A 25,393-nucleotide genomic window follows, 5' to 3' on the forward strand; every position below is an offset into this window, starting at 1 on the left:
AAAAGATACAAGCTTTTGCTACATTGCGCGGCTGGCTACAACCCCATACACAACAACCAAGAAACTCACAGCCAGAGGGGGTCGCACACAGCACGTAACCGCGCCGGGAGGGGGCGCACGGGCTGCCAGCACCCGCCTTGACCGGACTTCCACCATGCGCGCCGTATTCGCTGCGCCCTCCTTTGGGCGGGGCTGTTGCGCGGCTGCGCGTGGGAAGCGCGGGGTGTTTCTGGTGAGCAACCGACCGATCTGCAAGGAGCATCCATGACCGCCCACCCATCCCGTTTCCGTCCGCGCCTGCTGTGGGTGCTGGCGCTGAGCGCTGCCCTCACCGGCTGCGCCACCATGCAGAGCCACGACAAAACGGCCACTGACATGCAGACCGCCGGGCGCAGTGGCGGCATCCCTGCCGCGCTGGCCAGCCTGGAGAGCACGGCCAAGACCGAAGAAGAAAAAACGGCGCTGCTCTTCAACATGGAGCGCGGTGAGCTGCTGCGCATGGACCGCCGCTACCCCGACAGTACCAACGCCTTCCTGCTGGCCGACAACAAGGTCAAGGAATGGGAAGAAACCGCCAAGACCAACCCCTCCAAGCTGATGGGCACCGTGGGCGCGGCCCTGGTGAGCGAGCGCCTGAAGGTCTACGAAGGCCAGGACTATGAAAAGGTGTGGCTGACCACGCGCCTGGCGCTCAACCGCATGGCCGTGGGCGACTTTGAAAACGCCCGTGTGGACATCAAGCGCACGCACGAGCGCGAAGCCATCATTGCCGAGTTCCGCGCCAAGGAAACCCTGGCGGCCGAAGAAGAGGCCAAGTCCAAGGGCGCCACCTCGGGCGGCAAGGAGCTGAATGGCTACCCGGTCGAAACGCTCAACGACCCCGAAGTGCTGGCCCTCAAGAACGGCTACTCCAACGCGCTGTCCCACTACCTGGCTGGCTTCCTGTACGAAATGCTCAACGAGCCTGGCCTGGCTGCGCCCGGCTACCGCAAGGCCATCGAGCTCAAGCCCGATACCCCCGTGCTCGAAGAAGGCCTGCGTGGCCTGGACAACCGCACCGGCTTCACCTGGAAGCGCCGCCAGCGCATGACCGACGTGCTCTTCATCGTCGAGGCCGGTGACGCGCCTGCACGCAAGCCCAAGGCCTTCACCATCCCTGTGCCCACCGGCCGGGGCATGGTCACCGCCAGCATTTCGTACCCCGTGATCGAGCCCTCCAAGGACGCGCCCCTGACGGTGGTGTCGGCCGCCGGCACCGACCTCAAGCTCGAAAAAGTGGTGGACGTGAATGTGATGGCCCGCCGTGCGCTCAAGGACGAAATGCCTGGCATGGTGCTGCGCGGCTTCACCCGCGCCGTGGCCAAGGGCGTGCTGCAGAACGAGCTGCAAAAGCGTGGCGGCCTCATCGGCGGCCTGATTGGCGCCGCAGCCTCGGTGGCCACCGAGCAGGCCGACGACCGCATGTGGCGCATGCTGCCCGGCCGCGTCTATGTGGCCCGTGGCTACCTGCCCCCTGGCGAACACACCGTCTCCATCAACGGCCGCCAGTTGCCCCAGCCGATCAAGATCGACGGCCAGTACGCCCTGGTGCCACTGCGCATGTATGACAACAGCGTGCTGATCGGCGACGTGGCCATGCTGGGCCAGCTGCCCACGGTGGCGGCGGCACCCCAGCCGGCTCCTGCCGCAGCAGCGGCACCCGCGGCCCCGGTGCGCACCACCAACAACAACCGCGCCCGCACCGTGCCCTCGTCCACCGTCAAGCCCACCGCCGCCCAGCCCGCAGCGGCCGCCAAGAACTGACCCCTGTTTCTGACCCCATTCAAGGAGCCTCTGGCATGAGAACCCGTTTTGTCCCCGCCGCGATCCCCGCCGTGCTGTGCGCGGCCCTGATGACCCTGGCTGGCAGCGCCAGCGCCCAGCTGCATGACCCCGCCACACCGCTGGCCGTGGCAGCCAAGGTGGCCCTGCGCGGCGAAGCCAACAGCATCGCCGTGCGCGAGATGCGCATCGTGCGCAAGAACGACATCTTGGTGGTGCAGGCCGATATGGCCAACATGGGCCGCACTGACCGCACCGTGTTCTACCGCTTCAAGTGGCTGGACAACGTGGGCAACCAGGTGGGCGACGGCGAGTCCTGGAAGCAGATGACCGTGCTGGGCCTGGGCCAGCAGACCGTCAAGAGCGTGGCCCCCACCAGCGCCGCCGTGGACCTGCGCCTGGAAATGAATGTGGAGCCGCGCTGATCGCGCCGCGCCAATCCCTGTTTGAGTGAGGAGTAAAACCATGACAACCAAGAACCGCATCCAGCGCAGCGCGCTGATCCTGGCCTTTGCGGCCAGCACCCTGGCCCTGTCGGCCTGCCAGAACCTGTCGTCGCCCACCGTGCGTTTTGACCGCCAAGTCAATTACGGTGATGCCAAGGCCGTCGAGCTGGTGACCAACGAATTCGGCTCCACCGACCTGCAGATGATTGCCGAGAAGATGACTGGCGGCTTGCTCGAAACCGGCATCTTCCAGGGCCGCCCCACGGTGACCATTTCCACCGTCAAGAACAAGACCAGCGAGTACATCGACACCACCAACGTGATGAACTCCATCCAGACCGCGCTGGTCAAGTCGGGCAAGGTGCGTTTTGTGCGCTCCATCAACGAGATGCAGGCCGGTGTGGACGAGCTGCAGCGCCAGAACCAGAGCGGCCTGTACAAGCAGGGCACCACCGCCAAGGTCGGCCAGATGACCGCCGCCAAGTACAGCATGGAAGGCGAGCTGACCAGCATCGTCAAGCAGAACAACACGACCAAGGACGTGTACTACAAGTTCACGCTGAAGCTGTTTGATGTGCAGGAAGGCACGATCGAGTGGCAGGACGAGAAAGAAATCAGAAAGACCAGCAAGCGCTGATCTGCCCCAAGGAGCACACCATGCAACGCAGAATCACCCTCCACACGGCCCTGGCCGTGATCGCGGCCACCACGCTGGCCTGGGGAACGGGCGCGCAGGCGCAGCAGCCCGGCGCCGCACCCAAGATCGCCGTGACCGATCTGGCCTACGCCCAGCGCGTGTCCGAATACTTCATGGCCGGCACCTACCAGCGCAGCAGCCAGATGAGCGCGCAGGGCAGCCAGGGCGGCAGCCACAGCCACGGCATGTACGGCGGCGGGGGCTCGTACTCCGGTCAGCAGTCCATGCAGGCGTCCGAGCAGGCCAGCGGCACCTATGTGGCAGGCCGCTACAGCTACATCGAGCAGCGTGAACTGGGTGGCTACACCAACGACATCAAGGGCGCCATCCTGCAGGGCACGTACTTCCGCCTGGTGCAGGGCAAGGGCTTTGACGCGGGCAAGCCCCAGCCCAGCAAGGCCGAGCAGGTGCTCAACCAGGTGCAGGGCGGCAAGATGGCCACGCCCCAGGCGCAGCCCCAGGTCAACGACGTGATCACCCGCATCAAGAAGGGCGAGTTCAACGGCGCCGACTACGTGCTGTTTGGCGTGGTGTCCAGCATCGAGTTCACCGATGCGCTCTCGCCCCTGCAGGGCACTACCAGCGCCACGCGCCAGTACGGCCTGCAGCTGCTGGCCGACTTCTCGCTCATCAACACCAAGACCTACGAGATCAAGGCCGCGTTTTCCGCCCAGGGCGAAGGCAACGACACCAAGATCCTCTCGATCCGTGGCGACATTGCGCCCCCCAACCGGGCCAAGGTGATGCGTGAAACCTCGCTGTCGCTGGCGCAGGACGTGTACCAGCAGCTTGCGGTGCAACTGGGCTACACCGACGCGAATCTGGCGCGCGGCGTGCGCCCACCGGTGGTGTACCAACAGGGCGGCCAGCCCATGCCCGTGCCGCAACCGCAGCAGCCTGAGCAGGTGCTGATCCTCAAGTAAGCCGCAGTGCGCCCCACCGTGCACCCGCAGCCCTCGCGGGCCCCGGCCCGTGCTGTGCCTGCCCTCCCCAAGGCCAGCCCCGCGCTGGCCTTTTTTGCGTCTGCCGTCCTGGCCTTGACGCTGACTGGTTGCGTGGCCCCGCACGCACATGGGGGCGCGAGTGCGGCACAGCCGGACCCTGTGATGCCCGCCATAGAACAGGGCCCGGCGCCGGGCGCTGGGTTCCTCCAGCGGGCCGTGCCGGGTGCGGGCGGCGCCGTGCTCCAGACCCTGCAGCGCGCGGAGCGCACCGCGCCGCTGCGCTACCGCGTGATCGTCATCCCCGGCTCGGGCTGCGCGGGCATGGGGCCCATTGCGGACCGTTACTTTGCCGGCCTGCTGCACGCGCAGGTGCTGGTGCTGCACAAGCCGGGCGTAGACCCCGGAGCTCGCACCGCCCCCGCCGACTGCCCGCACAGCTTTGTCTCGCTGGACCGGCATTCCACTTGGCTCGCACACGCCCGTGCGGCCCTGCGTGCCGATGCCCTGTTGCGCCCGGGGCAGCCCGCGCTGCCGCAGCTGCTGGTGGGCATCTCTGAAGGGGCCGAGCTGCTACCTGCGCTGGCCCGCGAGGTGCCGCACCTGGCCGGGCTAGTGCTCATTGGCGCCAGCGGCCTAGACCCGCAGGAGGCGGGGGCACTGCAGGCTCGCCGCGTGGGCGCAGAGAGCGACTGGACCGCGCTGGGGCAGCTGGTGGCGGGTGCCCCGCACGACAGCGTGGTGGTGCAGGGGCGCAGCCTGGGTTACTGGCGCGACCTGTCGAACTGGCCCGTGGCGCAGCCGCTCATCGACGGCCCCTGGCCGGTGTTGCAGGTGTGGGGCGGGGACGATGCGCTGGTGCCTGCCCAGGCCTACGAACGGTTTGCGCAACGGGCAGCTCCGCGTTCACCCGCCGGGTGGTGCGCGCGCCGCATGGAGGGCGCAGACCATGGCCTGCAGCAGCCTGCGGCGAGCGGTGAACCTCGGAGGGACGGTCTGCAGCAGGTATGGGCCTGGCTGGAACAGTGGGCACGCGCGCCCCAGGGCGGGCTGTGTGCACCGCTGCAGCGCTGAGCGCCCGGAGCTCACCGGGGCCGGTACATCCTGAACAACTGCTCCGGCCCCACCGTGAAATAGTCCGCCGGGCCGCCGCCGCGCAGGATGTGCCCCGCATTGGCGGTGTCGTAAACACCGTCTTTCAGCAGCGCCTGATCGATGTGCACGGCCACCACCTCGCCCAGCACCAGCCAGGTGTCCACCGGGGCCCCGTCCACCCCCTGCAGCTGCAGGATCTGCGTGCTGCGGCATTCAAAGGTGACCGGGCTTTCGGCCACGCGCGGCGGGCGCACGCGCGTGGAGGGCAGGGGGGTGAGGCCGGTCAGGTCGAACTCGCTCACTTCAGGTGGCACAGCGGCGCAGCTCTGGTTCATCACCTCGGCCAGGTCGCGGGTGGCCAGGTTCCACACAAACTCGCTCGTGGCCTGCACGTTGCGCACCGTGTCTTTGTACCCAATGCTGGCAAAGCCCACGATGGGCGGCACGTAGTTGAAGGCATTGAAGAAGCTGTAGGGCGCCAGGTTGGTGGCGCCCGTGGCGCTTTGCGTGGAAATCCAGCCAATGGGGCGCGGCCCCACAATGGCGTTGAACGGGTCGTGCGGCAGGCCGTGGCCCTGGCGGGGTTCGTAGCTGTGGAAGGTGCGTGCGGGCGGTGGGGTGGTCATGGACTCGGCAGGGTGGGGCGATAACAGACCGCAACCTTAACGGCAGTTGCGGCGCACTGCAGCCACTGGGACATCAGAATGCTCATTTTTTGATAGCTGTCCAGGCATGTGGTTCTATTGCATAGCGGCAATATGAGCCAATATGAGCCAATATGAGGCAAGCATGGGCCTGCAAAGCCTGTACAGAACCTGGCGCATGAGGCCCGGCGCCTTGGCTGCACGAAACGCACGGGGCTACGGGACCACGGCCGCCGGCTGCTGCTGCCCCAGAAACCGCCCCGGCGGCTGCCCCACCGACTTGCGCACCATGGCGCTGAAGGCGCTGGGGCTGTAGCCCAGTTCGGCGGCGATCTGGCCCATGGGCATGCGGCCGGCGGCCAGCGACACGGCCTTGGCCAGGATCACCTGCTGGCGCCACTGGGTGAAGGTGCTGCCCAGCTCGGAGCGGAACAGGCGCGCCACGGTGCGCGGGCTGGCGCCGGTGTCCTGCGCCCAGTCGGCCAGGGTGTCGTGGCGCGTGGGGTCGGCCAGCACGGCTTCGCAGAGGTGGCGCAGGCGCTTGTCCTGGGGCAGGTCCACGCCCAGCTTCACGGCGGCGGCGCGGGCCAGTTCGCCCCTGACCAGGGCGCTCAAATGCTGTTCGCGCCGCAGGTCGGCGGGGCTGATCGCGGGGCCGCCGTCGGGCGCGGTGGGCATCTCGCGCACCAGGGCGCGCAGCAGGTCGGACACCTCCAGCACGCGGCACTGACGCCAGGCGTCTTCCTGGTCGCGCGGCACACCGGGGCCGCAGCGACCCCGGGGCTGGTGGAAGTACAGCGTGCGCAGGTCGGCGTCTTCGACCATGGTCACGGCATGTTCCACGCCGGGCGGAATCCACAGCGCGCGCGAGGGCGGCACGATGTAGGTGCCGTGGTTCACCGTGAGCCGGATCACGCCCGTGGTCGATATCGCCACCTGCGCCCACGGGTGGCTGTGGGGCATGACCTGCGTGTCGGCGGCCAGCCAGCGCAGCTTGGCGCGCACCGGGCGGGCGGCTGTGGGCACAAACAGCTCGGGCGTGAGCGAGTCCACGTACGACATGCCGCGCGGCTTGCCGGCAGGCGCACGGGACACGGCCTGGGCCGCAAAGTGTTCCACCCCCGGTTCGGCGGGCGCGGCGAGTTCAGTGGGCGGGTTTGGCATGTTTGCGATAGAAGTTGTCTGCCTATCGTAAACCTGCCGAGGCCATGCTGCCTAAGATCGAGCCCATGACTGCTTCCACCTCCGGCGCTACCGCCACCACTGTCAACCCCGTCCCCCTGCGGCAGGACGCTCGCACCATCGGCCTCATCGGTCTGGCCCACGGCAGCTCGCACTTCTTCCACATGCTGCTGCCGCCACTGTTCCCGTGGCTGATCGGTGAATTCGGCTTCAGCTATTCCGAGCTGGGGCTCCTGGTCTCCGTGTTCTTCGTCATCTCGGGCGTGGGCCAGGCGCTGTCGGGCTTTCTGGTGGACCGCGTGGGCGCGCGGCCGGTGATGTTTTTTGCGCTGTCTAGCTTTGCGGCCGCAGGCCTGGCGGCGGGCACGGCGCAGGGCTACACGGGCCTGCTGCTGGCGGCGGCTTTGGCCGGGCTGGGCAATGCGCCGTTCCACCCGGTGGACTTCACCATTCTGAACAAGCGCGTGTCACCGCAGCGCCTGGGGCATGGCTTTTCGGTGCACGGCATCAGCGGCAACCTGGGCTGGGCGACGGCGCCGGTGTTCATGGCGGGCATTGCCACCGCCACCGGCTCGTGGCGCGCGGCCTGCCTGTGCGGCGGCCTGCTGGCCCTCACCGTGCTGGCCATCATGGTGTGGAACCGCGACGCGATTGACGACCGCCAGGGCGCCTGGGCGCACCAGGCCAAGGGCGGTGGCGGTGCGGCGGCGGAGAAGCCCGAGCACCCCATGGCCTTCCTCAAGCTGCCCTCGGTGTGGCTGTGTTTCTCGTTCTTCTTCTGGAGCACCTGTGCACTCAGCGCCATCCAGAGCTTTGCCAGCCCGGCGCTGCAGTCCATGTACGGCCTGCCGCTGAGCGTGACGGCCATGGTGGTCACGGGCTACATGCTGTGCGGCGCGGCGGGCATGCTGGTGGGCGGCTTTCTGGTGGGCCGTGTGCAGCGGCTGGAGAAGATCATCTCCGTGTGCCTGCTGGGCTCGGCCGCGTTGCTGGTGGTGGTGGCCTCGGGGCTGCTGCCGGGCATGGTGGCGCTGGTGGTGGCCTCGGTGGCAGGGCTGGGCACTGGCCTGGCCGGGCCTTCGCGTGACATGCTGATCAAGCGCGCTGCCCCCCCCGGCGCCACGGGCCGCGTGTATGGCACGGTGTACTCGGGGCTGGACCTGGGCTTTTGCCTGGCGGCCCCGGCGTTTGGCGCCATGCTGGACCACGGCATGACGGCGGGCATCTTCTACGGCTCGGCCGTGACCCTGGGCCTGAGCGTGGTGTCGGCGGCGCTGGTGGGGGTGGGTGTGGCCGCACGGGCGGCGCGGCCCGTGCCTGCAGCGGCCTGAAGGGTCCGGGGGGGAGGGGATACGCACGGCGGCCAGCACGCCGCGCGGGCCTGTGTTGCAATCGCGGTCGGTGGCGCCGGGGCCCTGGTTCGCAGAGCCTAGTGTGGTGTTGCACGCTATCTGGCACTTAAAAACCGCGTCTTTTCGGCCAGGGCTGCGTTGCAAATCCTCGCGATACCTCCGGGTATCGCTGCGGTTTGCGCCTTGCCCTGACCAAAAATCCATCGGTTTTCAATGTGCCATCCAGCGCGCAACACCACACCAGAGCGGCGCCCTTTGTTTTCAACACACTTCCAGGACCCCGCCCATGACGAACCCCATGTACAACGCCAGCATCCCCGTCTTTCGCCAGATGCTGGGCTCGCTCCAGGACATCCTGGCCAAGACCGAGGCCCATGCCACGGCACGCAAGATCGAGCCGGACGCGCTGCTGCAGGCCCGCCTCTTTCCCGACATGTTCCCCATGGCCCGCCAGGTGCTGATCGCCTGCGACTTTGCCAAGGGCGTGGCCGCGCGCCTGGCCGGTGTGGAGGTGCCTTCGCTGCCCGACGCCGAGCGCCCCGGCTTTGCCGACCTGAACGAGCGCATCCGCACCGTGCTGGCGTTCATCGACAGCCTGCCGCAGGCCGCGTTTGCCGAGGCCGCCACGCGCCAGATCACCATCCAGCCCGGCACGCCGCGCGAGAAGCAGTTTGTGGGCGAACACTACCTGCTGCACTACGGCCTGCCGCAGTTCTTCTTCCATGTGAACGCAACCTACGCCATCGCACGCCACAACGGCGTGGAGCTGGGCAAGCGCGACTACATGGGCAAGTTCTGACCCTGGGCCCTGTCCCGGGGCGCCAAGGTGCCCTGGGGGCTGCCGTGCGGGCCAAGCATGCAGAATGGGCCAAAATGACCCGTAGCGCTAGTGAAACATGCCTGATGTGCTATCAAAATAGTAGTATTGGACACGACGCCCAGCGCGGACAAAAAAGAGAACGGAGACCCGACCCATGCCCACCCCCCATGCCACACCACGCACCCTGCCAGCCCTGGCGCTGGCCGGCGTGACCTGCCTGCTTTCGGCCTGCGCGCCGGTGCCTGTACAACCACCAGCCTCGGCGCCGGTGAGTGCCGCTGCTGAGGCTGCGCCCACGGCCACCCCGTGCCCCAAGGACCTGGCGCCCATCGCCCGCTGCCTGTCGGGCAAGGATTCGGCCGGTGCGTACTATCTGGTGGCGGTGCCGCAGCAGTGGAACGGCCACCTGGTGCTGCACGCCCACGGCGGCCCGGCCCTGGGCGCGCCGAAGATGGAGCGGTCGGTGGAAGACCTGGAGCGCTGGGCCATCATGGTCCGCGCGGGGTACGCGTGGGCGGGCAGCACCTTCCGCCAGGGCGGCGTCGAGGTGCGTGCCGCCGCCGAGGACACCGAGCGGCTGCGCCAGATCTTTGTGCGCCATGTGGCCCAGCCGCAGCGCACCATCCTGCACGGCCAGTCCTGGGGCGCCAGCGTGGCGGCCAAGGGGGCGGAGATGTTCCAGACCACGGCCGACGGCAAGCGCTCCTACGACGCCGTGCTGCTCACCAGCGGGGTGCTGGCGGGCGGCACGCGCTCGTACGACTTTCGCACCGACCTGCGCGTGGTCTACCAGTACCTCTGCAACAACCACCCCCGGCCCAACGAGGCGCAGTACCCGCTGAACATCGGCCTGCCTGCCGATGCGGCGATGACGCAGGCGGACCTGGCCGCGCGCGTGAACGAATGCCTGGCGCTGAACAAGCCGGTGGCCGAGCGCACGCCCGAGCAGCAGCGCAAGGTCCAAACCATCGTGGACGTGATCCGCATCCCGGCCAGCTCCATCCAGGGCCACATGAACTGGGCCACCTTCCACTTCCGCGACGTGGTGCAGCATCGCACGGGCGGCGCCAGCCCGTTTGGCAACCGGGGCGTGTTGTACCGGGGCTCGCCCGACGATGCCGCGCTGAACGCCGCCGTGCTGCGCTACCGGGCCGACCCTGCTGCCGTGGCCCGCTTTGCGCAGGACACGGACCTGACCGGCCGCATCCCCGTGCCGGTGCTCACCGTCAAGGGCGTGGACGACCCCACGGCCTTTGTCGAACTGGACGCGGCCTTTCAGGCCACCATGGCGCAAGGCGGCAGCGCGGAGCGCCTGGTGCAGACCTTCACCCAGCACAACACCCACAGCTACCTGAGCGACCCCACCTACCCCACGCTGATGACCGCGCTGCTGCGCTGGGTGGACGAGGGCGCCAAGCCCACGCCTGAGGGCATTGCCCAGCAGTGCCCGGCCAACGAGGCGCGTTTTGGCAAGGGCTGCGCCTTTTTGCCGGCCTATGTGCCCAAGCCCTTGAGCAGCCGCGTGGCGGACCGCGACCGTCCCTGAGAACGTGGCTCTGGGGGCTGCGCGGCAGACGGAGCATCGACTGCGGCGCACGGCCCTCGGTGGTCGCGCTAACTCCCTGGTCCCGAAATAAAAAAGGCCCCGCACTGCGGGGCCTTTGCGTTGGAGCGGCCGAAAAGGATCAGGCCACCGAAGCCAGCGCCTTGTTCAGCGTCTCGCTGGGGCGCATCACGGCGTCCAGCTTGGCCACATCGGGCAGGTAATAGCCACCGATGTCGGTGGGCTGGCCCTGCACGGCGTTCAGCTCTTGCACGATCTTCTGCTCGTTCTCGGTCAGCTGCTTGGCCAGGGGCGCGAACTTGGCGGCCAGTTCGGCGTCCTCGGTCTGCGCGGCCAGCTCTTGCGCCCAGTACAGGGCCAGGTAGAACTGGCTGCCGCGGTTGTCCAGCTGGCCGGTCTTGGGCGAGGGGTTCTTGTTGTTGTCCAGCAGCTTGCCCGTGGCGGCATCCAGCGTCTTGGCCAGCAGCTTGGCGCGGGGGTTGTTGTTCTTGAGGCCCAGGTCTTCCAGCGACACGGCCAGCGCCAGGAACTCACCCAGCGAATCCCAGCGCAGGTGGTTTTCTTCCACCAGCTGCTGCACGTGCTTGGGGGCCGAGCCGCCCGCACCGGTTTCGTACATGCCGCCACCGGCCATCAGCGGCACGATGGACAGCATCTTGGCCGAGGTGCCCAGTTCCATGATGGGGAACAGGTCGGTCAGGTAGTCGCGCAGGATGTTGCCGGTGGCGCTGATGGTGTCCAGGCCACGGATCACACGTTCCAGCGTGTAGCGCATGGCACGCACCTGGCTCATGATCTGGATGTCCAGGCCGGTGGTGTTGTGCTCGTGCAGGTACATCTTGACCTTGGTGATCAGCTGCGCTTCGTGCGGACGGTACGAGTCGAGCCAGAACACCACGGGCATGCCGGAGTTGCGGGCGCGGTTCACGGCCAGCTTCACCCAGTCGCGGATCGCGGCGTCCTTGACCTGGCACATGCGCCAGATGTCGCCTTGCTCCACGTTCTGGCTCAGCAGCACTTCGCCAGTGGCCAGGTCGGTGATGTTGGCCACGCCGTCTTCAGGGATCTCGAAGGTCTTGTCGTGCGAGCCGTATTCTTCGGCCTGCTGCGCCATCAGGCCCACGTTGGGTACCGTGCCCATGGTCTTGGGGTCGAACGCGCCGTGCCATTTGCAGAAGTTGATGATCTCCTGGTAGATGCGGGCGAAGGTCGATTCGGGCATCACGGCCTTCACGTCCTTCAGGCGGCCGTTGGCGTCCCACATCTTGCCGCCGTTGCGGATCATGGCGGGCATGGAGGCGTCCACGATGATGTCGTTGGGCGAGTGGAAGTTGGTGATGCCCTTGGCCGAGTCGACCATGGCCAGCTCGGGGCGGTGCTCGTGGCAGGCGTGCAGGTCGCGCTTGATCTCGTCGCGCTGGCTTTGCGGCAGGGTCTCGATCTTGGTGTACAGGTCCACCATGCCGTTGTTCACGTTCACGCCCAGTTCCTCGAAGGTCTTGGCGTGTTTGGCGAACGCGTCCTTGTAGAAGATGCGCACGCAGTGGCCGAACACGATGGGGTGGGACACCTTCATCATCGTGGCCTTCACGTGCAGCGAGAACATCACGCCCGTCTTGCGTGCGTCTTCGATTTCCTTCTCGTAGAACTCCAGCAGCGCCTTCTTGCTCATGAACATGCTGTCGATCACTTCGCGGTCGAGCAGGCTGACCTTGGGCTTCAAGACGATGGCCTTGCCGCTCTTGGTGATCAGTTCCATCTTCACGTCACGCGCCTTGTCCAGCGTCATGGACTTTTCGCCGTGGTAAAAGTCGCCAGCGTGCATGTGCGACACGTGCGAACGCGAGGCCTGGCTCCACTCAGCCATGCTGTGCGGGTTCTTGCGGGCGTATTCCTTCACGGCCTTGGGGGCGCGGCGGTCGGAGTTGCCTTCGCGCAGCACCGGGTTCACGGCCGAGCCGGTGCACTTGCTGTAGCGGGCCTTGATTTCTTTTTCTTTGTCGTCCTTGGGCTGGTCCGGGTAGTCGGGCAGCGCGTAGCCCTTGGACTGCAGCTCGGCGATGGCGGCCTTCAGTTGCGCGACGGACGCGGAGATGTTGGGCAGCTTGATGATGTTGGCATCGGGCTGCAGCGTCTTCTTGCCCAGCTCGGCCAGGTTGTTGGGCACGCGCTGTTCTTCGGTCAGGTAGTCGGGGAACTCACCCAGGATGCGTGCCGCCACCGAGATGTCGCTCTCCAGCACGTTGATGCCTGCCGGCGCCGCAAACGTGCGGATGATGGGCAGGAAGGAAGCCGTGGCCAGACGGGGTGCCTCGTCGGTCAGGGTGTAGATGATGGAAGGTTGCTGGGTCGTCATGGCTTGTCTCACGAAACAGAGTAGGTAGATGCCCCCGGCTGCGTCGCAGCGGGGCCAAACGCGGATGCTCTCTGATTCTCCTTGCTCGGGGCTGTCACAGCCCGCTGTTTTTGCAATCGAATCTCACAATGCAAAATTATCATAAGCCCAGGGCACTTTTTTTCACCAAATAGGTGGTAATCACCCTGCGCTCCCCTGCAGTTTGATCGTCTTGGCGCCCGCGCGCCACCCCCTGCAGGCCCTACGACAAAGTCCCTGGAACAGCCACCACCCGGCCAGGCAACACCGCAAACTGCGCCCAGTGCGCGGGCAGGGTGTCGGGCGCCGTGCCGGTGAAGGCCCCGAAGGCGGGCAAGACCAACTGCCCGTCACCCCATCCAAAACAGGGCGCTCGCAGTGCATCTCGCGCTGGGCCGCGCAGCCGCAGCGTGGGGTGCAGGTGCCCGGCAATCACCGTGTGGCCCGCCACGGCCTGCGGGTGGTGGCAGGCCAGCACCCGCGCATCGGCACAGGGCAACCAGGGCTCGTTGACCAGCGCCAGAGCCAGCGCCGCCGGCGGGTCGCCCGCGTGCTGGTCGTGATTGCCGCGCACCAGGGTCATCGCCACATGCGCATGGCGCTGGCGCCACGGCAGCAACTGCTGCCACAGCGCATCCGCCGCGCCGCTGCGCGCGTGCAGAAAGTCCCCCAAGAACACCAGGTGGTCGGCACCGGTGGCCGCCAGCAGTGCATCGAGCCGCGCCAGGTTGTCGGCCGTGGTGCCATGGGGCACCGGCTGGCCCGCGCGGCGGAAGGTGGCCGCCTTGCCGAAATGCACATCCGCCACCATCACCATGCGCGCGGCGGGCCACCACAGCGCGCGCTCGGGCAACAGCTGCAGGGCCGTGCCGCAGGGCAGGGTGATGGCGTGCGCACCCATGGGGAGCGCAGGGACGGCCTGCGTCTCGGGGATGGATGTGTGAAAGGGAAGCGTGGTCATCGTGCTCAGAATCCGTGGCGTCCGCGGGCGCGGCGGGGGGCGTCCCCAGCCGCAGCCTGGCGCGCGCGAGATGTGCGGGGCCCAGAGCTGTCGGGCAGGTCCCACGCCATGTCCGTGGATGGTGCGGCGTGCTGCGCCAGGTGCGTGCCCGTGGTGGCGTCGGCCGCTTGCTCCAGCGCCTGCACCATGCGCGCCAGCCGGTCGGCCAGGGTCTCGGTGCTCAGGCGCTCGCGAAAGCGCTCCACCATCAGCGGCAGGGCGAATGGGGTGGGGCGTTCCAGCGCGTGGATGGACAGGGTCTGCGCCTGCATGCCGCGCAGTGTGTGCGCCAGGCGGTCCATGTCCAGCTCGTTCGTCAGCAGCTCGGCACGGGCCTGGGCCAGCAGCAGGTTGCCCGGGTCGTACTGCGCAAACACGTCGTAGTACAGCGACGACGAGGCCTGGAGCTGGCGGCTGCTGCGCTGCTCGCCCGGGTGGCTTTGAAAGATGAGCCCGGCGATGCGCGCGATCTCGCGGAAGCGCCGGCGTGCCATCTCGGTGGCGTTCAGGCTGGCCAGCACTTCCTCTTCCAGCCCGCTACCGATGGTGGTGTGCGTGCCCTCGCCAATCAGGCGCGGCAGCAGCGTGGCCCAGTCCACGGGCTTGGCCGACAGCAGCTCCAGCCCGTAGTCGTTGACCGCGATGGAGAAGGTGTTGGGCACCTGCTGCGACGCGCGCCAGCCCAGCAGACCGGCCAGGCCCAGGTGGACCAGGCGCCCCGCCAGCGGGTACAGGTACAGGTGCCATCCCTCGCGCGTGTGCAGCGTCTCGGCCACCAGGCGGCCGGGTGTGGGCAGGGCCGACCAGGCCTGCTGCAGCTCCAGCAGCGGCTGGGCGCAGCGCATCTCGGGCGTGGTGAACTTGCCACGCTCCGCCTGGGCGAGCTGCTCGAACATCGCATCGGCCAGCGTGTTCGACAGGGGCATGCGCCCGCCGCTCCAGCGCGGCAGGGCGGCGCTGCCCTTGGGGGCTATGCGCACATAGGCCGTCATCTGCTGGGTGCGCACCAGCTCCAGCAAGCGACCTGCAAACATGAACACATCGCCCTTGCGCAGCCGGGCAATGAAACTCTCTTCCACCGACCCCAGGCGCCCGCCGCTCACAAACTGCACCTGCATGGCGGCGTCGCTCACGATGGTGCCGATGTTGCTGCGGTGGCGGCGCGCCAGGCGCGCATCGGGCACGCGCCACACGCCCTCGTCGTCCGGCACCACGCGGTGAAAGTCCGGGTAGGTGGCCAGCGATGCGCCGCCCTGGCGCACGAACTGCAGCGCCCACCGCCAGTCGTTGTCAGTCAAGGCAGCGTAGGCCGGTGCGCGGCGCACTTCGGCCAGCAGTGCATCGGGCACAAAGCCGCCGCCCAGCGCCACGGTCACCAGGTGCTGCACCAGCACATCCAGCGGCGCACGCGGCGTGTGCCGGTCTTCGATGCGGCCCTGTGCCAGCGCATGGCGCGCGGCGGCGGCCTCCACCAGCTCCAGGCTGTGCGTGGGCACCAGCGTGATGCTGGAGCTGCGCCCCGGCGCATGGCCCGAGCGGCCCGCACGCTGCACCAGCCGCCCCACGCCCTTGGCCGAGCCGATTTGCAGCACCTGCTCCACCGGTAAAAAGTCCACGCCCAAGTCCAGGCTAGATGTACACACCACGGCCTTGAGCTGCCCGGCCTTGAGGCCTTGCTCCACCCAGTCGCGCACCTCATGCCCCAGCGACCCATGGTGCAGCGCGATGGTGCCCGACCAGTCGGGTCGCGCCTCCAGCAGCGCCTGGTACCAGCGCTCGGCTTGCGACCGGGTGTTGGTGAATACCAACGTGGACGCCGCCGCTTCGATCGACTGCACCACCTGCGGCAGCAGGCTCAGCCCCATGTGGCCCGCCCACGCAAAGCGATCGGCCCGCGCGGGCAGCATCACCTGCACCTCCAGCCGCTTGTCGATGCGGCCCTGCACCAGCACGGCGGGCGATGGCTGCGGTACGCCGGGCACAGATGCAGGCAGCAAGGTGTGCAGCGCCTCCTCCAGGTTGCCCAGCGTGGCCGACATGCCCCACACCTGCAGCGCCAGGTTCCAGGCCGACAGGCGCGCCAGCGCCAGCTGCACCTGCACGCCGCGCTTGTTGCCCACCAGCTCGTGCCACTCGTCCACCACCACCAGGCGCACGCTGGCCAAGCGCTCACGCGCATCGGCGCGGGCCAGCAGCAGCGAGACGCTTTCGGGCGTGGTCACCAGCAGCGTGGGCAGGCGGCGGTCTTGCGCAGCGCGCTCGCCGCTGGCGGTGTCGCCGGTGCGCAGCCCGCTGGTCCAGGTGGGGGCCAGGTCGGGCAACGGTGTCTGCAGGGCGCGCAGCGAATCGGCGGCGAGTGCGCGCATGGGCGTGATCCAGAGCACCGTGAGCGGTGGTGCCGCAGCGCGGCGCGTGCGCAGTGCGGTGCGGGCGTTGGGTGCTTTGGGGGCTTCTTCGGGCGCAGGTGCAGCATCCGCCTGTGCCAAGTGCTGCAGCGCGCCCAGCCACACCGCATAGGTTTTGCCCGCGCCCGTGGTGGCGTGCAGCAGGCCCGAGCGGCCTTCACCCATCGCACGCCACACGTCGTACTGGAAGCCAAAGGGCTGCCAGCCCCGCGCCGCCATCCAGGCGGCTGCGGCACTCGGTGCCACCGGGGTCAGGGCCTTGCGCGGGCGGCGGGTGGTGCTCATGCCGCCACATCCTGCCCTGGCAGCAGCGCCATCAGCGTTTGCAAGGTATCGGCCTCGGCCACGGGTTTGTCCTGCCGCCAGCGCAGCATGCGCGGAAAGCGCACGGCAATGCCGCTCTTGTGGCGTGGGCTCTTCGCAATGCCTTCAAAGCCCAGCTCAAACACCAGCGTCGCGTCCACACTGCGCACGGGCCCAAAGCTCTCGCGCGCGGTCTTGCGGATGATGGCGTCCACCTGCGCAATCTCGGCATCCGTGAGGCCCGAATAGGCCTTGGCAAAAGGCACCAGCTGGCGCTCCGGGTCGTCCTGCGGGCCGGTCCACACGGCAAAGGTGTAGTCGGTGTACAGGCTGGCACGGCGGCCGTGACCGCGCTGGGCGTAGATGAGCACCGCGTCCACGCTCATGGGGTCGATTTTCCACTTCCACCACACGCCCACATCCTTGGTGCGGCCCACGCCGTACTGCGCGCTGCGGTGCTTGAGCATGAAGCCCTCGGTGCCCATGCTGCGCGCGGCCTCGCGCTGGCGGGCCAGGTCCGGCCAGTCGGCGCCGTGCTGCAACTCGCTCAGGCGTAAGGTCTTGTGCGGTGCGGGTGCGATGGTGGTGTCGTCAGGCCGTTGCAGCGTGGCCTCCAGCAGCGCGCGGCGGGCTTGCTGCGGCTCTTGGCGCAGGTCTTGCCCTGCGTGTTCGAGCAGGTCGTAGGCCACCAGTACCACGGGCAGTTCGCGCAGCAGCTTCGGGCCCAGGGTCTTGCGGCCCAGGCGCTTTTGCAGGTCGGCAAAGAGGCGGGGCTGGGGCTCGCCCGGCAACCACACCAGGATCTCGCCATCGACCACCGTGCCATCGGGCATCTGCTCCATCGCGGCCTCGGCCAGTTCGGGGAAGCGGTCGGTCACCAGCTCTTCGCCGCGCGACCAGATCCACACCGCACCGCCCCGGCGCACGATCTGCGCGCGGATGCCGTCCCACTTCCATTCCACCAGCCAGTCACCTGGCGTGCCCAGCAGTGCAGGCATCTCGGCCACGGGCTGGTTGAACGGGTGGGCCAGGAAGAAAGGGTAGGGCTGGCCTGCATCGGCAGCATCCTGCGTACTGGCATCGTCGTCCACCGGCGCGATCAGCGCCTGGTAGTCGCTGGCCTGCGGCTGCCGGCCGATCTGCGTGTAGCCCATCAGCCGGTGGGCGATGCGCTTGGGGTCCAGCGCGCTCACCGTGGCCAGCGCCTGCGTCACCTGCAGGCGCGACACCCCCACGCGGAAGTTGCCGGTGATGAGCTTGAAGTACACAAAGCGCTGCTCGGGCGCCAGCATGTTCCATTGCGTGCGCAGACGGATATCGGCGTCACCCTGCGGCAGGGCGCGCAGGGGCAGCAGCTGGGCCATCCATTCCGCCAGTGTCAGTTCGGTGGGCTGGGTGGGCGGGGGCAGCAGCAGGGCCAACGTTTCGGCCAGGTCGCCCACGGCCTGGTAGCTTTCCTCGAACAGCCACTCGGGCAGGCCCGCAGCCTCTTGCGCCAGCACCTTGAGGCGCTTGGTGGGCACCATCTGGCGGGGTTTGCCGCCTGCGAGAAAGTAGGTGGCCCAGGCCGCATCGGCGGGCGGTGCAGCACGAAGGTACGCCACCAGCGCTGCGAGTTTGGCCGACTGCGCGGTGGTGGCGTCGAGCGCCTGGAACAGCTGGGCAAAGGCCTTCATGCCGACCCCTCGGGTGCGGGCTCGCTGCCTGCTTCGGGCGCGGAACCTGCATCGTCCTCATTGTCATCGGCGCCGTATTCGGTGGCGAACACCTGGGCGTCCAGCCCCTGCTCGCGCAGCCAGCGCACCATCACGGCCGTGCTGCCGTGCGTCACGATGACGCGCTCCGCGCCCGTGGCGCCAATGGCTTTTTGCAAGCTGGGCCAGTCGGCGTGGTCGCTCATCACAAAGCCCCGGTCCACGCCCCGGCGTCGGCGTGCGCCGCGCACCAGCATCCAGCCGCTGGCAAACGCGTCAGAAAAATCACCAAAGCGCTTGAGCCAAGGGGTGCCAGCGGCCGAGGGCGGCGCCAGCACCAGCGCGCGTTTCAGGTCGGCCTTGGTGAGGCCCGGGTCCGTCACGCGCAGCGTGGGTGGCAGGTCTACACCGGCCGCTCGGTACACGGCGTTGAGCGGCTCCACCGCGCCATGCACCACAATGGGCCCGATGCTGGCATCCACCCCGTGCAGCAGCCGCTGCGCCTTGCCAAAGGCATACGCGTACAGCACGCTGGCCCTGCCCGCCGCTGCATTGGCGGCCCACCAGGCATTGATGTCGGCAAACAGCGCGGGCTGGGACGGCCAGCGGTAGATGGGCAGGCCAAAGGTCGATTCGGTGATGAAGGTGTGGCAGCGCACCGGCTCGAACGGCGGGCAGGTGCCATCGTCTTCCAGCTTGTAGTCGCCCGAGGCCACCCACACCTGGCCGCCGTGCTCGATGCGCACCTGGGCCGAGCCCAGCACGTGGCCCGCTGGGTGCAGCGACACGCGTACGCCATGGTGGTCGATGACCTCGCCATAGGCCAGGGTCTGCAGATCAATGCCCGCGCCCAGCCGGTTGCGCAGCGTGCCCGCGCTGCCGTGGTGCGCCAGGTAATGCGCCGAGCCCATGCGTGCGTGGTCTGAATGGGCATGCGTGATCACGGCCCGCTCCACCGGCCGCCAGGGGTCGATGTAAAAGTCGCCAGGCGGGCAGTACAGGCCTTCGGGGCGGTGGACGATCAAGTCATTGCGTAGCATGCGTGTGGCATCGTAGGCGGCAAGGCAAAGTCGGTGGGGCCGCCCGGGTTTGCGCGGCGGGGTGTTGCAGGCATTCTGGGCGTTCAATCTGCTGCATGCGCCGGTTTTATATGCCTCATTTGCTATTAATAATGAAGCGTTTGGTCTGCGGGGTAGTCCCGCTGCCGGAGCGTGCCCTCCATCATCCCGTTGTGGGTTGCGCCGTCTGCAGGACTGCGCCGCGTTCTGCGTACCTGCGTCTGTCTTTACTGCAGAACACCACGCCCGTAGGATGGCGTCGCCTGCGGCGCTGGCCCGCAGCCGGGGATTCATCCATGCGCTTGTATCCGTCGTATCGGTCGCTTTGTGCCCTGCTGGGCGGATCGGCCATGGCCCTGTGCGCTGCAGGGGGCGCCGCCCAGGCCCCTGCCGATGGCCCGCCGCGCACCAACGCCTTCAACGACCCTTTCGTTCAGGTGACCCATGCCATCGCCCAGTGCCCCGTGCCCGAGGGACCCCTGTACACCGAGGCCGAGGTGCGCGAGCTGGCGCATGTGCGCTCCCAGCATGGCGGCAGCTGCCACCGCGTGGGGCGCTGTCGCCTGCCCAACTCCTACCTGTACGACGCCGAGATCATCCCGCGCGTGCAGCGCTACATCCAGCAGGACGGCCGCTTTGACGACACCAGCGTGTGGGTGCTGGGCGAGCGGCGGCTGGTGACGCTCAAGGGATGCGTGCAGTCGCAGGTGCAGTCCGACGCGCTGGAGAAGGCCGTGTGGCTGGTAGACGATGTGATGGGGGTGATCAACCTGCTGCAGGTGGGGACAGCACGCGACAACCTACGTTATCCGGCCTTGCCGCCGTGAGGCCGGAGATTCGTTGCAACCGGTGCCGCGCTCGCATGGGTTGAGCAGAGTTCACGGCCAGTGGGCGCAGCGCTGTGAAGCGCTACGGCCCTTCAGACAAACAAGGTGGACAGCATGTGCACCGGTACAGGTAAGCCGGGCGTGGAGCCGGTTGCTTCGAAGAAGTCCGCGCCTTGCTGGGCTGGACGGATCGAGGAAAAGATGGGCGGAAAATGAGGCTGTGTAATGTGGTGCTTGGTTTTGCATTCTTCGCAGGCATGCAGCTTGGGTACAAATTGGCGGTTTTTGCGTGAACCCACTGGGCCCAGCGTGTCCCAAACAACGCGCGAAGCTTCTGCCGATACTGGCTTGCAGTGGTTGCGCCAGTCCACGTTGCCGAGTACGGCCACATAAAAGCCGAGCAGGTTTGACACCAGATCTTCTTCGCTGAAGCCGCTGTCCGTGAAGGCAGACAGCGAGGCCTGCACGTCTTCAAAGCCGAGGGAAACTTCCTTGAAGATTGCCAGCGCCACGGAGCGCTGGGTGGCTAGCGGCAGTCCCTTGCGGATGAAGTAGAACTTCGTGAAGTCGCGCGAGAGGCCGAATTTGCGCATCCCCTGGCGGTACATCACAAGATGGTGGTCCGGCTTGCCTGTGACCTGCAGGCCGCGCTCCAGCGAGACGTCCTTCCACAGGTACGCGGCGCTCGCATGGCGGTTGGACGGCTTCTCGACCGACACCAAGTGGCCAATATCGATCCAGCCGCAATTGCATGTATAGATCAGGCGATTGGGAATGTCCGAGCGAGATGACATGGGGGTTCAACTGGGAAGTGGGGGAAAGGAAGCGCCTGGCACGAAGGGCGATGTCTTGGGCTAATCAATCGAAGTGGGTGATTTCAAAGCGGATCGACCGGGATCCCCCCTCGCTGTCGTCGTAGGTGGTCAGCAAGACCAGATCGTGCTTGGCAGAGGTATATTGCGCCTCCCGCAGTCCAGGGGAGACGGTGTGCTTGTTGCTGGCCACCATCGGTTCATTGCCCTTGGTACTGACGGAGTACAGAGCCAAGTTTTGTAGTTGCCGAGTCATTTCGCCCCACACTGCACCGGCGGTTGCAGGCGGTACCTTGAAGCTCAATTGCGATTGGGCTGGCTTGTTCCCATCACCGACCGAGCCGAAGTATTCGCGGCCCTGTGCCCCGTCGGGCACCTGCAAATTGCGGATCAGCGATGAGATGCCTAGGTAATACACAGGCGAGCCCGGCTTCGTTACGTAGTCCTCCACGACGAAGAGATAGCCCAGCGTGGCCATTGCCGCCAGCGCAAGGGCAGTGGTCGTAACGCCAGCAAATCGAAAGACAGCGCGACGGGAAAGCCCTGGCATGGTGGGATCGGGGTAGTGAAGCGGAGGATCGGTGATTCTGGCCGTGAAACTCCACGGCATGGGTGTAAGAGATGTAATGGACCGTATGCAGTGTCGATTGGTGGCATGTAATGTGCGTGCACCAAGCGTCGGTCCACTCGCCCACCGGGACTCATCCCAGGGATTTCCATCTCCGCAGAAGAGAGCAGGTATTGCACATTGCGCTCTAACAACAATGTGGAGGTTTGTATGAGCTTGCGTTTTGATCGCTCTCCGCTGCTATCCGGCCCTGTAACATCGGCCGTGCTGTCGTGCATGCTGCACAGCATCGCTGTAGCAAAACCCTTCAAGTGGTCCGGCTCCAGCGACATCCAGACCATGGACATCCATTCGCAGAACAGCGCTCTGGGCAACGGCATCCATGCGGCGGTGTATGAATCGCTGGTGATGTTCAACAGCCGCACGCTCAGGGTGGAGCCGCTGATGGCCACGTCGTGGCAGCCGGTCAGCCCCACGCAGATGCGCTTCAAGCTGCGCCAGGGCGTGAAGTTCAGCGATGGCTCGCCCATGACGGCGGACGATGTGGTCTATTCGCTGCAGCGCGCGATGAGCAAGACCTCCACCTACGCCATCTACACCCAGAGCATGGACCGCATTGCCAAGGTGGATGGCGAGACCATCGACATCTTTCTGAAGAACCCCAACCCCGTGCTGCTCAACCAGCTGACCGAGCTGCGCGTGATGAGCAAGGCCTGGGCCGAGAAGAACAACGCAGTGGAGCCCAAGGACATCAAGGCGAAGGACGAAACCTATTCGCACCGCAATGCCATGGGCACCGGCCCGTTCGTGCTCAAGGAATGGGTGCCCGACCAGAAGATCGTGTTCGCTGCCAACCCGGGCTGGTGGAACGCGGGCAAGGCGGAAGGCAACGTGACCGAGATCACCTACCTGCCCATCAAGTCCGAGGCGACGCGCATTGCCGCGCTGCTGTCCGGCGAGGTGGACATGGTGCGCGACACCAGCATCCAGGACCTGGGCCGCATCAAGGCCAACCCGAACCTCAAGGTCATGGAGATGGTGGAGAACCGCACTGTGTACCTGGCCATGGACCAGTTCCGCGACGAGCTGCCCGGCAGCAACATCAAGGGCAAGAACCCGCTGAAGGACCTGCGTGTGCGCAAGGCGCTGTACCAGGCCATCGATGGCGCGACCTTGCAGCGCGTGACCATGCGCGGCATGTCCAAACCCACCGGTGCCATGGTGTCGCCCCTGGTCAACGGGTGGACCGACGCGGTGGACAAGCGTCTGCCCTACGACCCCAGTGCCGCCAAAGAGCTGCTGACGCAGGCCGGCTACAGCGATGGCTTTGAGGTGGACTTGGCCTGCAGCAACAACGCCATCGTGCAGGACGAGCAACTGTGCCAGGCGATCACCGCCATGTGGTCGCGCATCGGCGTCAAGGCCAAGCTGCGCACCATGCCCGCCGTGAGCTACTACCCCATGACCCAGCGGCACGAGGCCAGCATCGCGCTGCTGAGCTGGGGCGTGCCTACGTTTGATGCGCTGTACACGCTGCAGTCGCTCACTCGCACCAAGACCACGGGCGGCGACGGCAACTACAACCTGGGCCGCTACAGCAACGAGCGCATGGACTACATCGTGGACCGCGTGAAGACCGAGACCGACCTGCCCGTGCGCAACCGCCTGCTGACCGAAGGCCTGCAGCTGCAGAACGACACCGTGGCCCACATCCCGCTGCACAACCAGATGCTGGCCTGGGCCATGAAGAAAAACGTGGAGCTCGTGCAGCGGCCGGACAACCGCATCGACTGGCGTTTGATCAAGGTGAACTGAGTCGCTTCCTGAGGTGCTGGTCTGCGCCCGGCCCACGGCGCAAGTCTGCGTCAGCGCGCAGGTTGCAGCATGATGATTGCCATGCCGGCCAGCGCCACCAGCACCCCCGCCACATCCCACGGCGTGGGGCGGATGCCATCTACCGCCCACAGCCATACCAGTGCCACCCCGATATAGACCCCGCCGTAGGCCGCATACACGCGGCCTGCGCCAGTGGTTTCGTGCAGCGTCAAGAGCCAGGCAAATAGCGCCAGGCTCGCGGCAGCAGGCAACAGGAGCCACGCGGGCTTGCCTTGCTTGAGCCAGAGCCAGGGCAGGTAGCAGCCCACGATTTCAGCGAGGGCCGTGGCGATAAAAAGCAGCAGGGTATTCAGCATGGTGCGGGGCCTTGTGCGGCGCTGGGGTTCGGGGCATCCGGGTGGGTGGCCAGCCACTGGCGCAGCGCCAGCTCGCCCTTGGGGGTGAAGTGCACCACGCGCGAGTCCTGAGCGCGGTGGGCCCATCCCCCATCGAAGAGGCACTGCAGCAGCGCCGCGCCCAGGGCGCCGCCCAGGTGGTGGCGGCGCTCGCTCCAGTCCAGGCAGGGGCGGCACACCATGCGCCGTTGCTGCCCCAACGTGGACGTGTCGATCCCCACGTGCGCAAACCACTGCGCGCCAGCGGGCGTGATGGCCGACCCCTGGGGTGTGGCCTGCAGCATGCCCTGGCGTACCAGTGCTTCATAAAACTGCACGCCCACCTCGCCCGCCAAGTGGTCGTAGCACATGCGCGCGCGGCGCAGCGCAGGCTCCCGGGGGCTGGCGCGCAGCCGCACGGCACCGGCGCGAAACGCCACGTTCATCAGCGACTCCAGCAAGTGGGCTACATCCCGGTCCGCCAGCCGGAAGTAGCGGTGCCGGCCCTGGCTCTCCACGGCGATCAGGCCCGCATCCAGCAGCTTGGCGAGGTGGGCGCTGATGGTCTGCTTGGTCACGCCTGCAATGTCGGCCAGCTCGGTGGCCGTGAGCGCGCGGTCTGCCATCAGGGCGGTGAGGACTTCGGCGCGTGCGCTGTCGCCGATGAGCGCGGCAATGCGCGCGATGTGAGGGCCGTCTTTCATGGTTCGATCTTGGGCGAACCATTGATGGCCGTCAACCGCCTATCGTGAAGCCCTTGTCCACCAACCTCTCCTGAACGCCATGATCACATGCTTCATTCGCTACGAAATCGATCCCTTTCAGCGCGAGGCGTTTGCCGAATACGCGCGCCGCTGGGGCCAGATCATTCCCCGCTGCGGCGGCCATCTGCTGGGCTACTTCCTGCCGCACGAAGGCAGCAACTACGAGGCCTGGGGCCTGATCGGCTTTGAGTCCCTGGCTGCCTACGAGGCCTACCGGGCCCGACTGCGCGCAGACCCCGAAGGCCTCGCCAACTTTGCGATGGCGCAGGATAAGCGCTTCATTCTTCGCGAGGAGCGCACGTTCACACAGGGGGTGGAAGGCACATTGGGCTTGCCCGCGCACCCGCAGGAGCGTGCTGCATGATGGCTGTGATCTTTGAAGTTCAACCAGCACCCGGCCAGCAGGACGCCTACCTTCAAGCGGCTGCAACGCTGCGTCCGCTGCTGGAGCAAGTGGATGGCTTCATTTCCATTGAGCGCTTTCAGAGCCTGACTGAGCCTGGCCGTCTGCTGTCGCTGTCCTTTTGGCGCGACGAGGAGGCCGTGGCCTGTTGGCGGCAGATGGAAGCCCACCGTCACACCCAGCGGCTGGGCCGCGCCAGCATCTTCCGTGACTACCGTTTGCGTGTGGCCGCTGTGGTACGGGACTACGGCATGTACGACCGGGAAGAAGCGCCGCCGGATTCGCGCGCCACGCTGGAAACTGGCATGCCGTAGTTCGTTGCATTCGGCCGAGAGTACGCGACTCGCCTCGTGATCTTCACGTTAGCGCCCCGCACTCATCCAGCAGCGGCAGGCCGGGTGGTCGGTGCAACT

23 protein-coding genes are annotated in these 25,393 nt (G+C 67.0%); 12 read left to right on the forward strand and 11 right to left on the reverse strand.

Annotated elements, in window-relative coordinates; translation table 11 throughout:
• Window positions 1-264: 264 nt before the first annotated feature.
• The 5 genes from ACOYR4_RS00485 to ACOYR4_RS00505 all read left to right on the forward strand — a co-directional run bounded on the left by ACOYR4_RS00485 (window position 265) and on the right by ACOYR4_RS00505 (window position 4,979).
• Window positions 265-1,803, forward strand: a complete 1,539-nt coding sequence (locus tag ACOYR4_RS00485) for a COG3014 family protein (RefSeq protein WP_209816664.1) — start codon at window positions 265-267, stop codon at window positions 1,801-1,803.
• Between the two features lie 35 nt (window positions 1,804-1,838).
• The gene (locus ACOYR4_RS00490) at window positions 1,839-2,246 is read left to right on the forward strand and encodes a YcfL family protein (protein WP_015011927.1); all 408 of its coding nucleotides are present in this window, start codon (window positions 1,839-1,841) and stop codon (window positions 2,244-2,246) included.
• A gap of 40 nt (window positions 2,247-2,286) precedes the next feature.
• Window positions 2,287-2,904 (forward strand): penicillin-binding protein activator LpoB, encoded by a 618-nt coding sequence (lpoB, locus tag ACOYR4_RS00495; RefSeq protein WP_110960591.1) that lies wholly within the window; start codon window positions 2,287-2,289, stop codon window positions 2,902-2,904.
• Between the two features lie 20 nt (window positions 2,905-2,924).
• Window positions 2,925-3,887 (forward strand): hypothetical protein, encoded by a 963-nt coding sequence (locus ACOYR4_RS00500; protein WP_056056992.1) that lies wholly within the window; start codon window positions 2,925-2,927, stop codon window positions 3,885-3,887.
• 183 nt (window positions 3,888-4,070) lie between these two features.
• Window positions 4,071-4,979, forward strand: a complete 909-nt coding sequence (locus ACOYR4_RS00505) for an alpha/beta hydrolase (RefSeq protein ID WP_310045891.1) — start codon at window positions 4,071-4,073, stop codon at window positions 4,977-4,979.
• Window positions 4,980-4,990: 11 nt separating this feature from the next.
• On the opposite strand, the gene ACOYR4_RS00510 is transcribed toward ACOYR4_RS00505, so the two are convergent.
• Both ACOYR4_RS00510 and ACOYR4_RS00515 read right to left on the reverse strand, forming a co-directional pair.
• Complete coding sequence (locus ACOYR4_RS00510) at window positions 4,991-5,626, reverse strand: flavin reductase family protein (protein ID WP_291443473.1); 636 nt, start codon at window positions 5,624-5,626, stop codon at window positions 4,991-4,993.
• Between the two features lie 234 nt (window positions 5,627-5,860).
• A complete protein-coding gene (locus ACOYR4_RS00515) occupies window positions 5,861-6,808 on the reverse strand; it encodes an AraC family transcriptional regulator (RefSeq protein ID WP_422848288.1) in 948 nt (315 codons plus the stop codon).
• A gap of 65 nt (window positions 6,809-6,873) precedes the next feature.
• On the opposite strand from ACOYR4_RS00515, the gene ACOYR4_RS00520 reads away from it, so the two are divergent.
• The 3 genes from ACOYR4_RS00520 to ACOYR4_RS00530 all read left to right on the forward strand — a co-directional run bounded on the left by ACOYR4_RS00520 (window position 6,874) and on the right by ACOYR4_RS00530 (window position 10,544).
• Complete coding sequence (locus ACOYR4_RS00520) at window positions 6,874-8,157, forward strand: MFS transporter (RefSeq protein ID WP_422848289.1); 1,284 nt, start codon at window positions 6,874-6,876, stop codon at window positions 8,155-8,157.
• A gap of 307 nt (window positions 8,158-8,464) precedes the next feature.
• The gene (locus tag ACOYR4_RS00525; RefSeq protein WP_015011934.1) at window positions 8,465-8,977 is read left to right on the forward strand and encodes a DUF1993 domain-containing protein; all 513 of its coding nucleotides are present in this window, start codon (window positions 8,465-8,467) and stop codon (window positions 8,975-8,977) included.
• Between the two features lie 175 nt (window positions 8,978-9,152).
• Entirely contained in the window at window positions 9,153-10,544 is a 1,392-nt protein-coding gene (locus ACOYR4_RS00530) for a hypothetical protein (RefSeq protein ID WP_422848290.1), read from the forward strand.
• 139 nt (window positions 10,545-10,683) lie between these two features.
• On the opposite strand, the gene ACOYR4_RS00535 is transcribed toward ACOYR4_RS00530, so the two are convergent.
• The 5 genes from ACOYR4_RS00535 to ACOYR4_RS00555 all read right to left on the reverse strand — a co-directional run bounded on the left by ACOYR4_RS00535 (window position 10,684) and on the right by ACOYR4_RS00555 (window position 19,378).
• Window positions 10,684-12,918, reverse strand: coding sequence for an NADP-dependent isocitrate dehydrogenase (locus tag ACOYR4_RS00535; RefSeq protein ID WP_110960585.1), 2,235 nt, complete (start codon window positions 12,916-12,918; stop codon window positions 10,684-10,686).
• A 241-nt stretch (window positions 12,919-13,159) separates the two neighbouring features.
• Window positions 13,160-13,897 carry a ligase-associated DNA damage response endonuclease PdeM gene (gene pdeM, locus ACOYR4_RS00540; protein WP_422848291.1) on the reverse strand — a complete coding sequence of 246 codons (738 nt, stop codon included), beginning with the start codon at window positions 13,895-13,897 and terminating at the stop codon, window positions 13,160-13,162.
• Window positions 13,898-13,902: 5 nt separating this feature from the next.
• Window positions 13,903-16,626 (reverse strand): ligase-associated DNA damage response DEXH box helicase, encoded by a 2,724-nt coding sequence (locus ACOYR4_RS00545; protein WP_422848292.1) that lies wholly within the window; start codon window positions 16,624-16,626, stop codon window positions 13,903-13,905.
• The gene (locus ACOYR4_RS00550; protein WP_422848293.1) at window positions 16,623-18,320 is read right to left on the reverse strand and encodes an ATP-dependent DNA ligase; all 1,698 of its coding nucleotides are present in this window, start codon (window positions 18,318-18,320) and stop codon (window positions 16,623-16,625) included. Before ACOYR4_RS00550 ends, ACOYR4_RS00545 begins: the two co-directional genes overlap by 4 nt.
• Window positions 18,317-19,378, reverse strand: coding sequence for a ligase-associated DNA damage response exonuclease (locus ACOYR4_RS00555; RefSeq protein ID WP_422848294.1), 1,062 nt, complete (start codon window positions 19,376-19,378; stop codon window positions 18,317-18,319). The genes ACOYR4_RS00550 and ACOYR4_RS00555 overlap by 4 nt, the downstream gene beginning before the upstream one ends.
• A gap of 368 nt (window positions 19,379-19,746) precedes the next feature.
• On the opposite strand from ACOYR4_RS00555, the gene ACOYR4_RS00560 reads away from it, so the two are divergent.
• Window positions 19,747-20,223, forward strand: coding sequence for a BON domain-containing protein (locus ACOYR4_RS00560; protein ID WP_422849703.1), 477 nt, complete (start codon window positions 19,747-19,749; stop codon window positions 20,221-20,223).
• A 92-nt stretch (window positions 20,224-20,315) separates the two neighbouring features.
• Here the strand turns inward: ACOYR4_RS00560 and ACOYR4_RS00565 are convergent, their stop codons facing one another.
• Together ACOYR4_RS00565 and ACOYR4_RS00570 are read right to left on the reverse strand one after the other, a co-directional pair.
• A complete protein-coding gene (locus ACOYR4_RS00565; protein ID WP_291443458.1) occupies window positions 20,316-21,017 on the reverse strand; it encodes a hypothetical protein in 702 nt (233 codons plus the stop codon).
• 64 nt (window positions 21,018-21,081) lie between these two features.
• The gene (locus tag ACOYR4_RS00570) at window positions 21,082-21,645 is read right to left on the reverse strand and encodes a hypothetical protein (protein WP_422848295.1); all 564 of its coding nucleotides are present in this window, start codon (window positions 21,643-21,645) and stop codon (window positions 21,082-21,084) included.
• Between the two features lie 234 nt (window positions 21,646-21,879).
• On the opposite strand from ACOYR4_RS00570, the gene ACOYR4_RS00575 reads away from it, so the two are divergent.
• Window positions 21,880-23,418, forward strand: coding sequence for an ABC transporter substrate-binding protein (locus tag ACOYR4_RS00575; protein WP_422848296.1), 1,539 nt, complete (start codon window positions 21,880-21,882; stop codon window positions 23,416-23,418).
• Between the two features lie 50 nt (window positions 23,419-23,468).
• Here ACOYR4_RS00575 and ACOYR4_RS00580 read toward each other — a convergent pair whose 3' ends face one another.
• Both ACOYR4_RS00580 and ACOYR4_RS00585 read right to left on the reverse strand, forming a co-directional pair.
• On the reverse strand, window positions 23,469-23,795 hold the full coding sequence (locus ACOYR4_RS00580) for a YnfA family protein (protein ID WP_422848297.1): 327 nt from the start codon (window positions 23,793-23,795) through the stop codon (window positions 23,469-23,471).
• A complete protein-coding gene (locus ACOYR4_RS00585; protein ID WP_015011946.1) occupies window positions 23,789-24,517 on the reverse strand; it encodes an ArsR/SmtB family transcription factor in 729 nt (242 codons plus the stop codon). Before ACOYR4_RS00585 ends, ACOYR4_RS00580 begins: the two co-directional genes overlap by 7 nt.
• Window positions 24,518-24,596: 79 nt before the next feature.
• Here ACOYR4_RS00585 and ACOYR4_RS00590 point away from each other — a divergent pair, with 79 nt between their 5' ends.
• Window positions 24,597-24,941 carry an NIPSNAP family protein gene (locus ACOYR4_RS00590; protein WP_099731614.1) on the forward strand — a complete coding sequence of 115 codons (345 nt, stop codon included), beginning with the start codon at window positions 24,597-24,599 and terminating at the stop codon, window positions 24,939-24,941.
• Entirely contained in the window at window positions 24,938-25,294 is a 357-nt protein-coding gene (locus ACOYR4_RS00595; protein WP_099731613.1) for an antibiotic biosynthesis monooxygenase family protein, read from the forward strand. Before ACOYR4_RS00590 ends, ACOYR4_RS00595 begins: the two co-directional genes overlap by 4 nt.
• The last annotated feature ends 99 nt before the right edge of the window (window positions 25,295-25,393 follow it).

Origin of the sequence: Acidovorax sp. M14 (assembly GCF_049331375.1) — a bacterium.
In the GTDB taxonomy this organism is placed as follows: Bacteria; Pseudomonadota; Gammaproteobacteria; order Burkholderiales; family Burkholderiaceae_C; genus Acidovorax.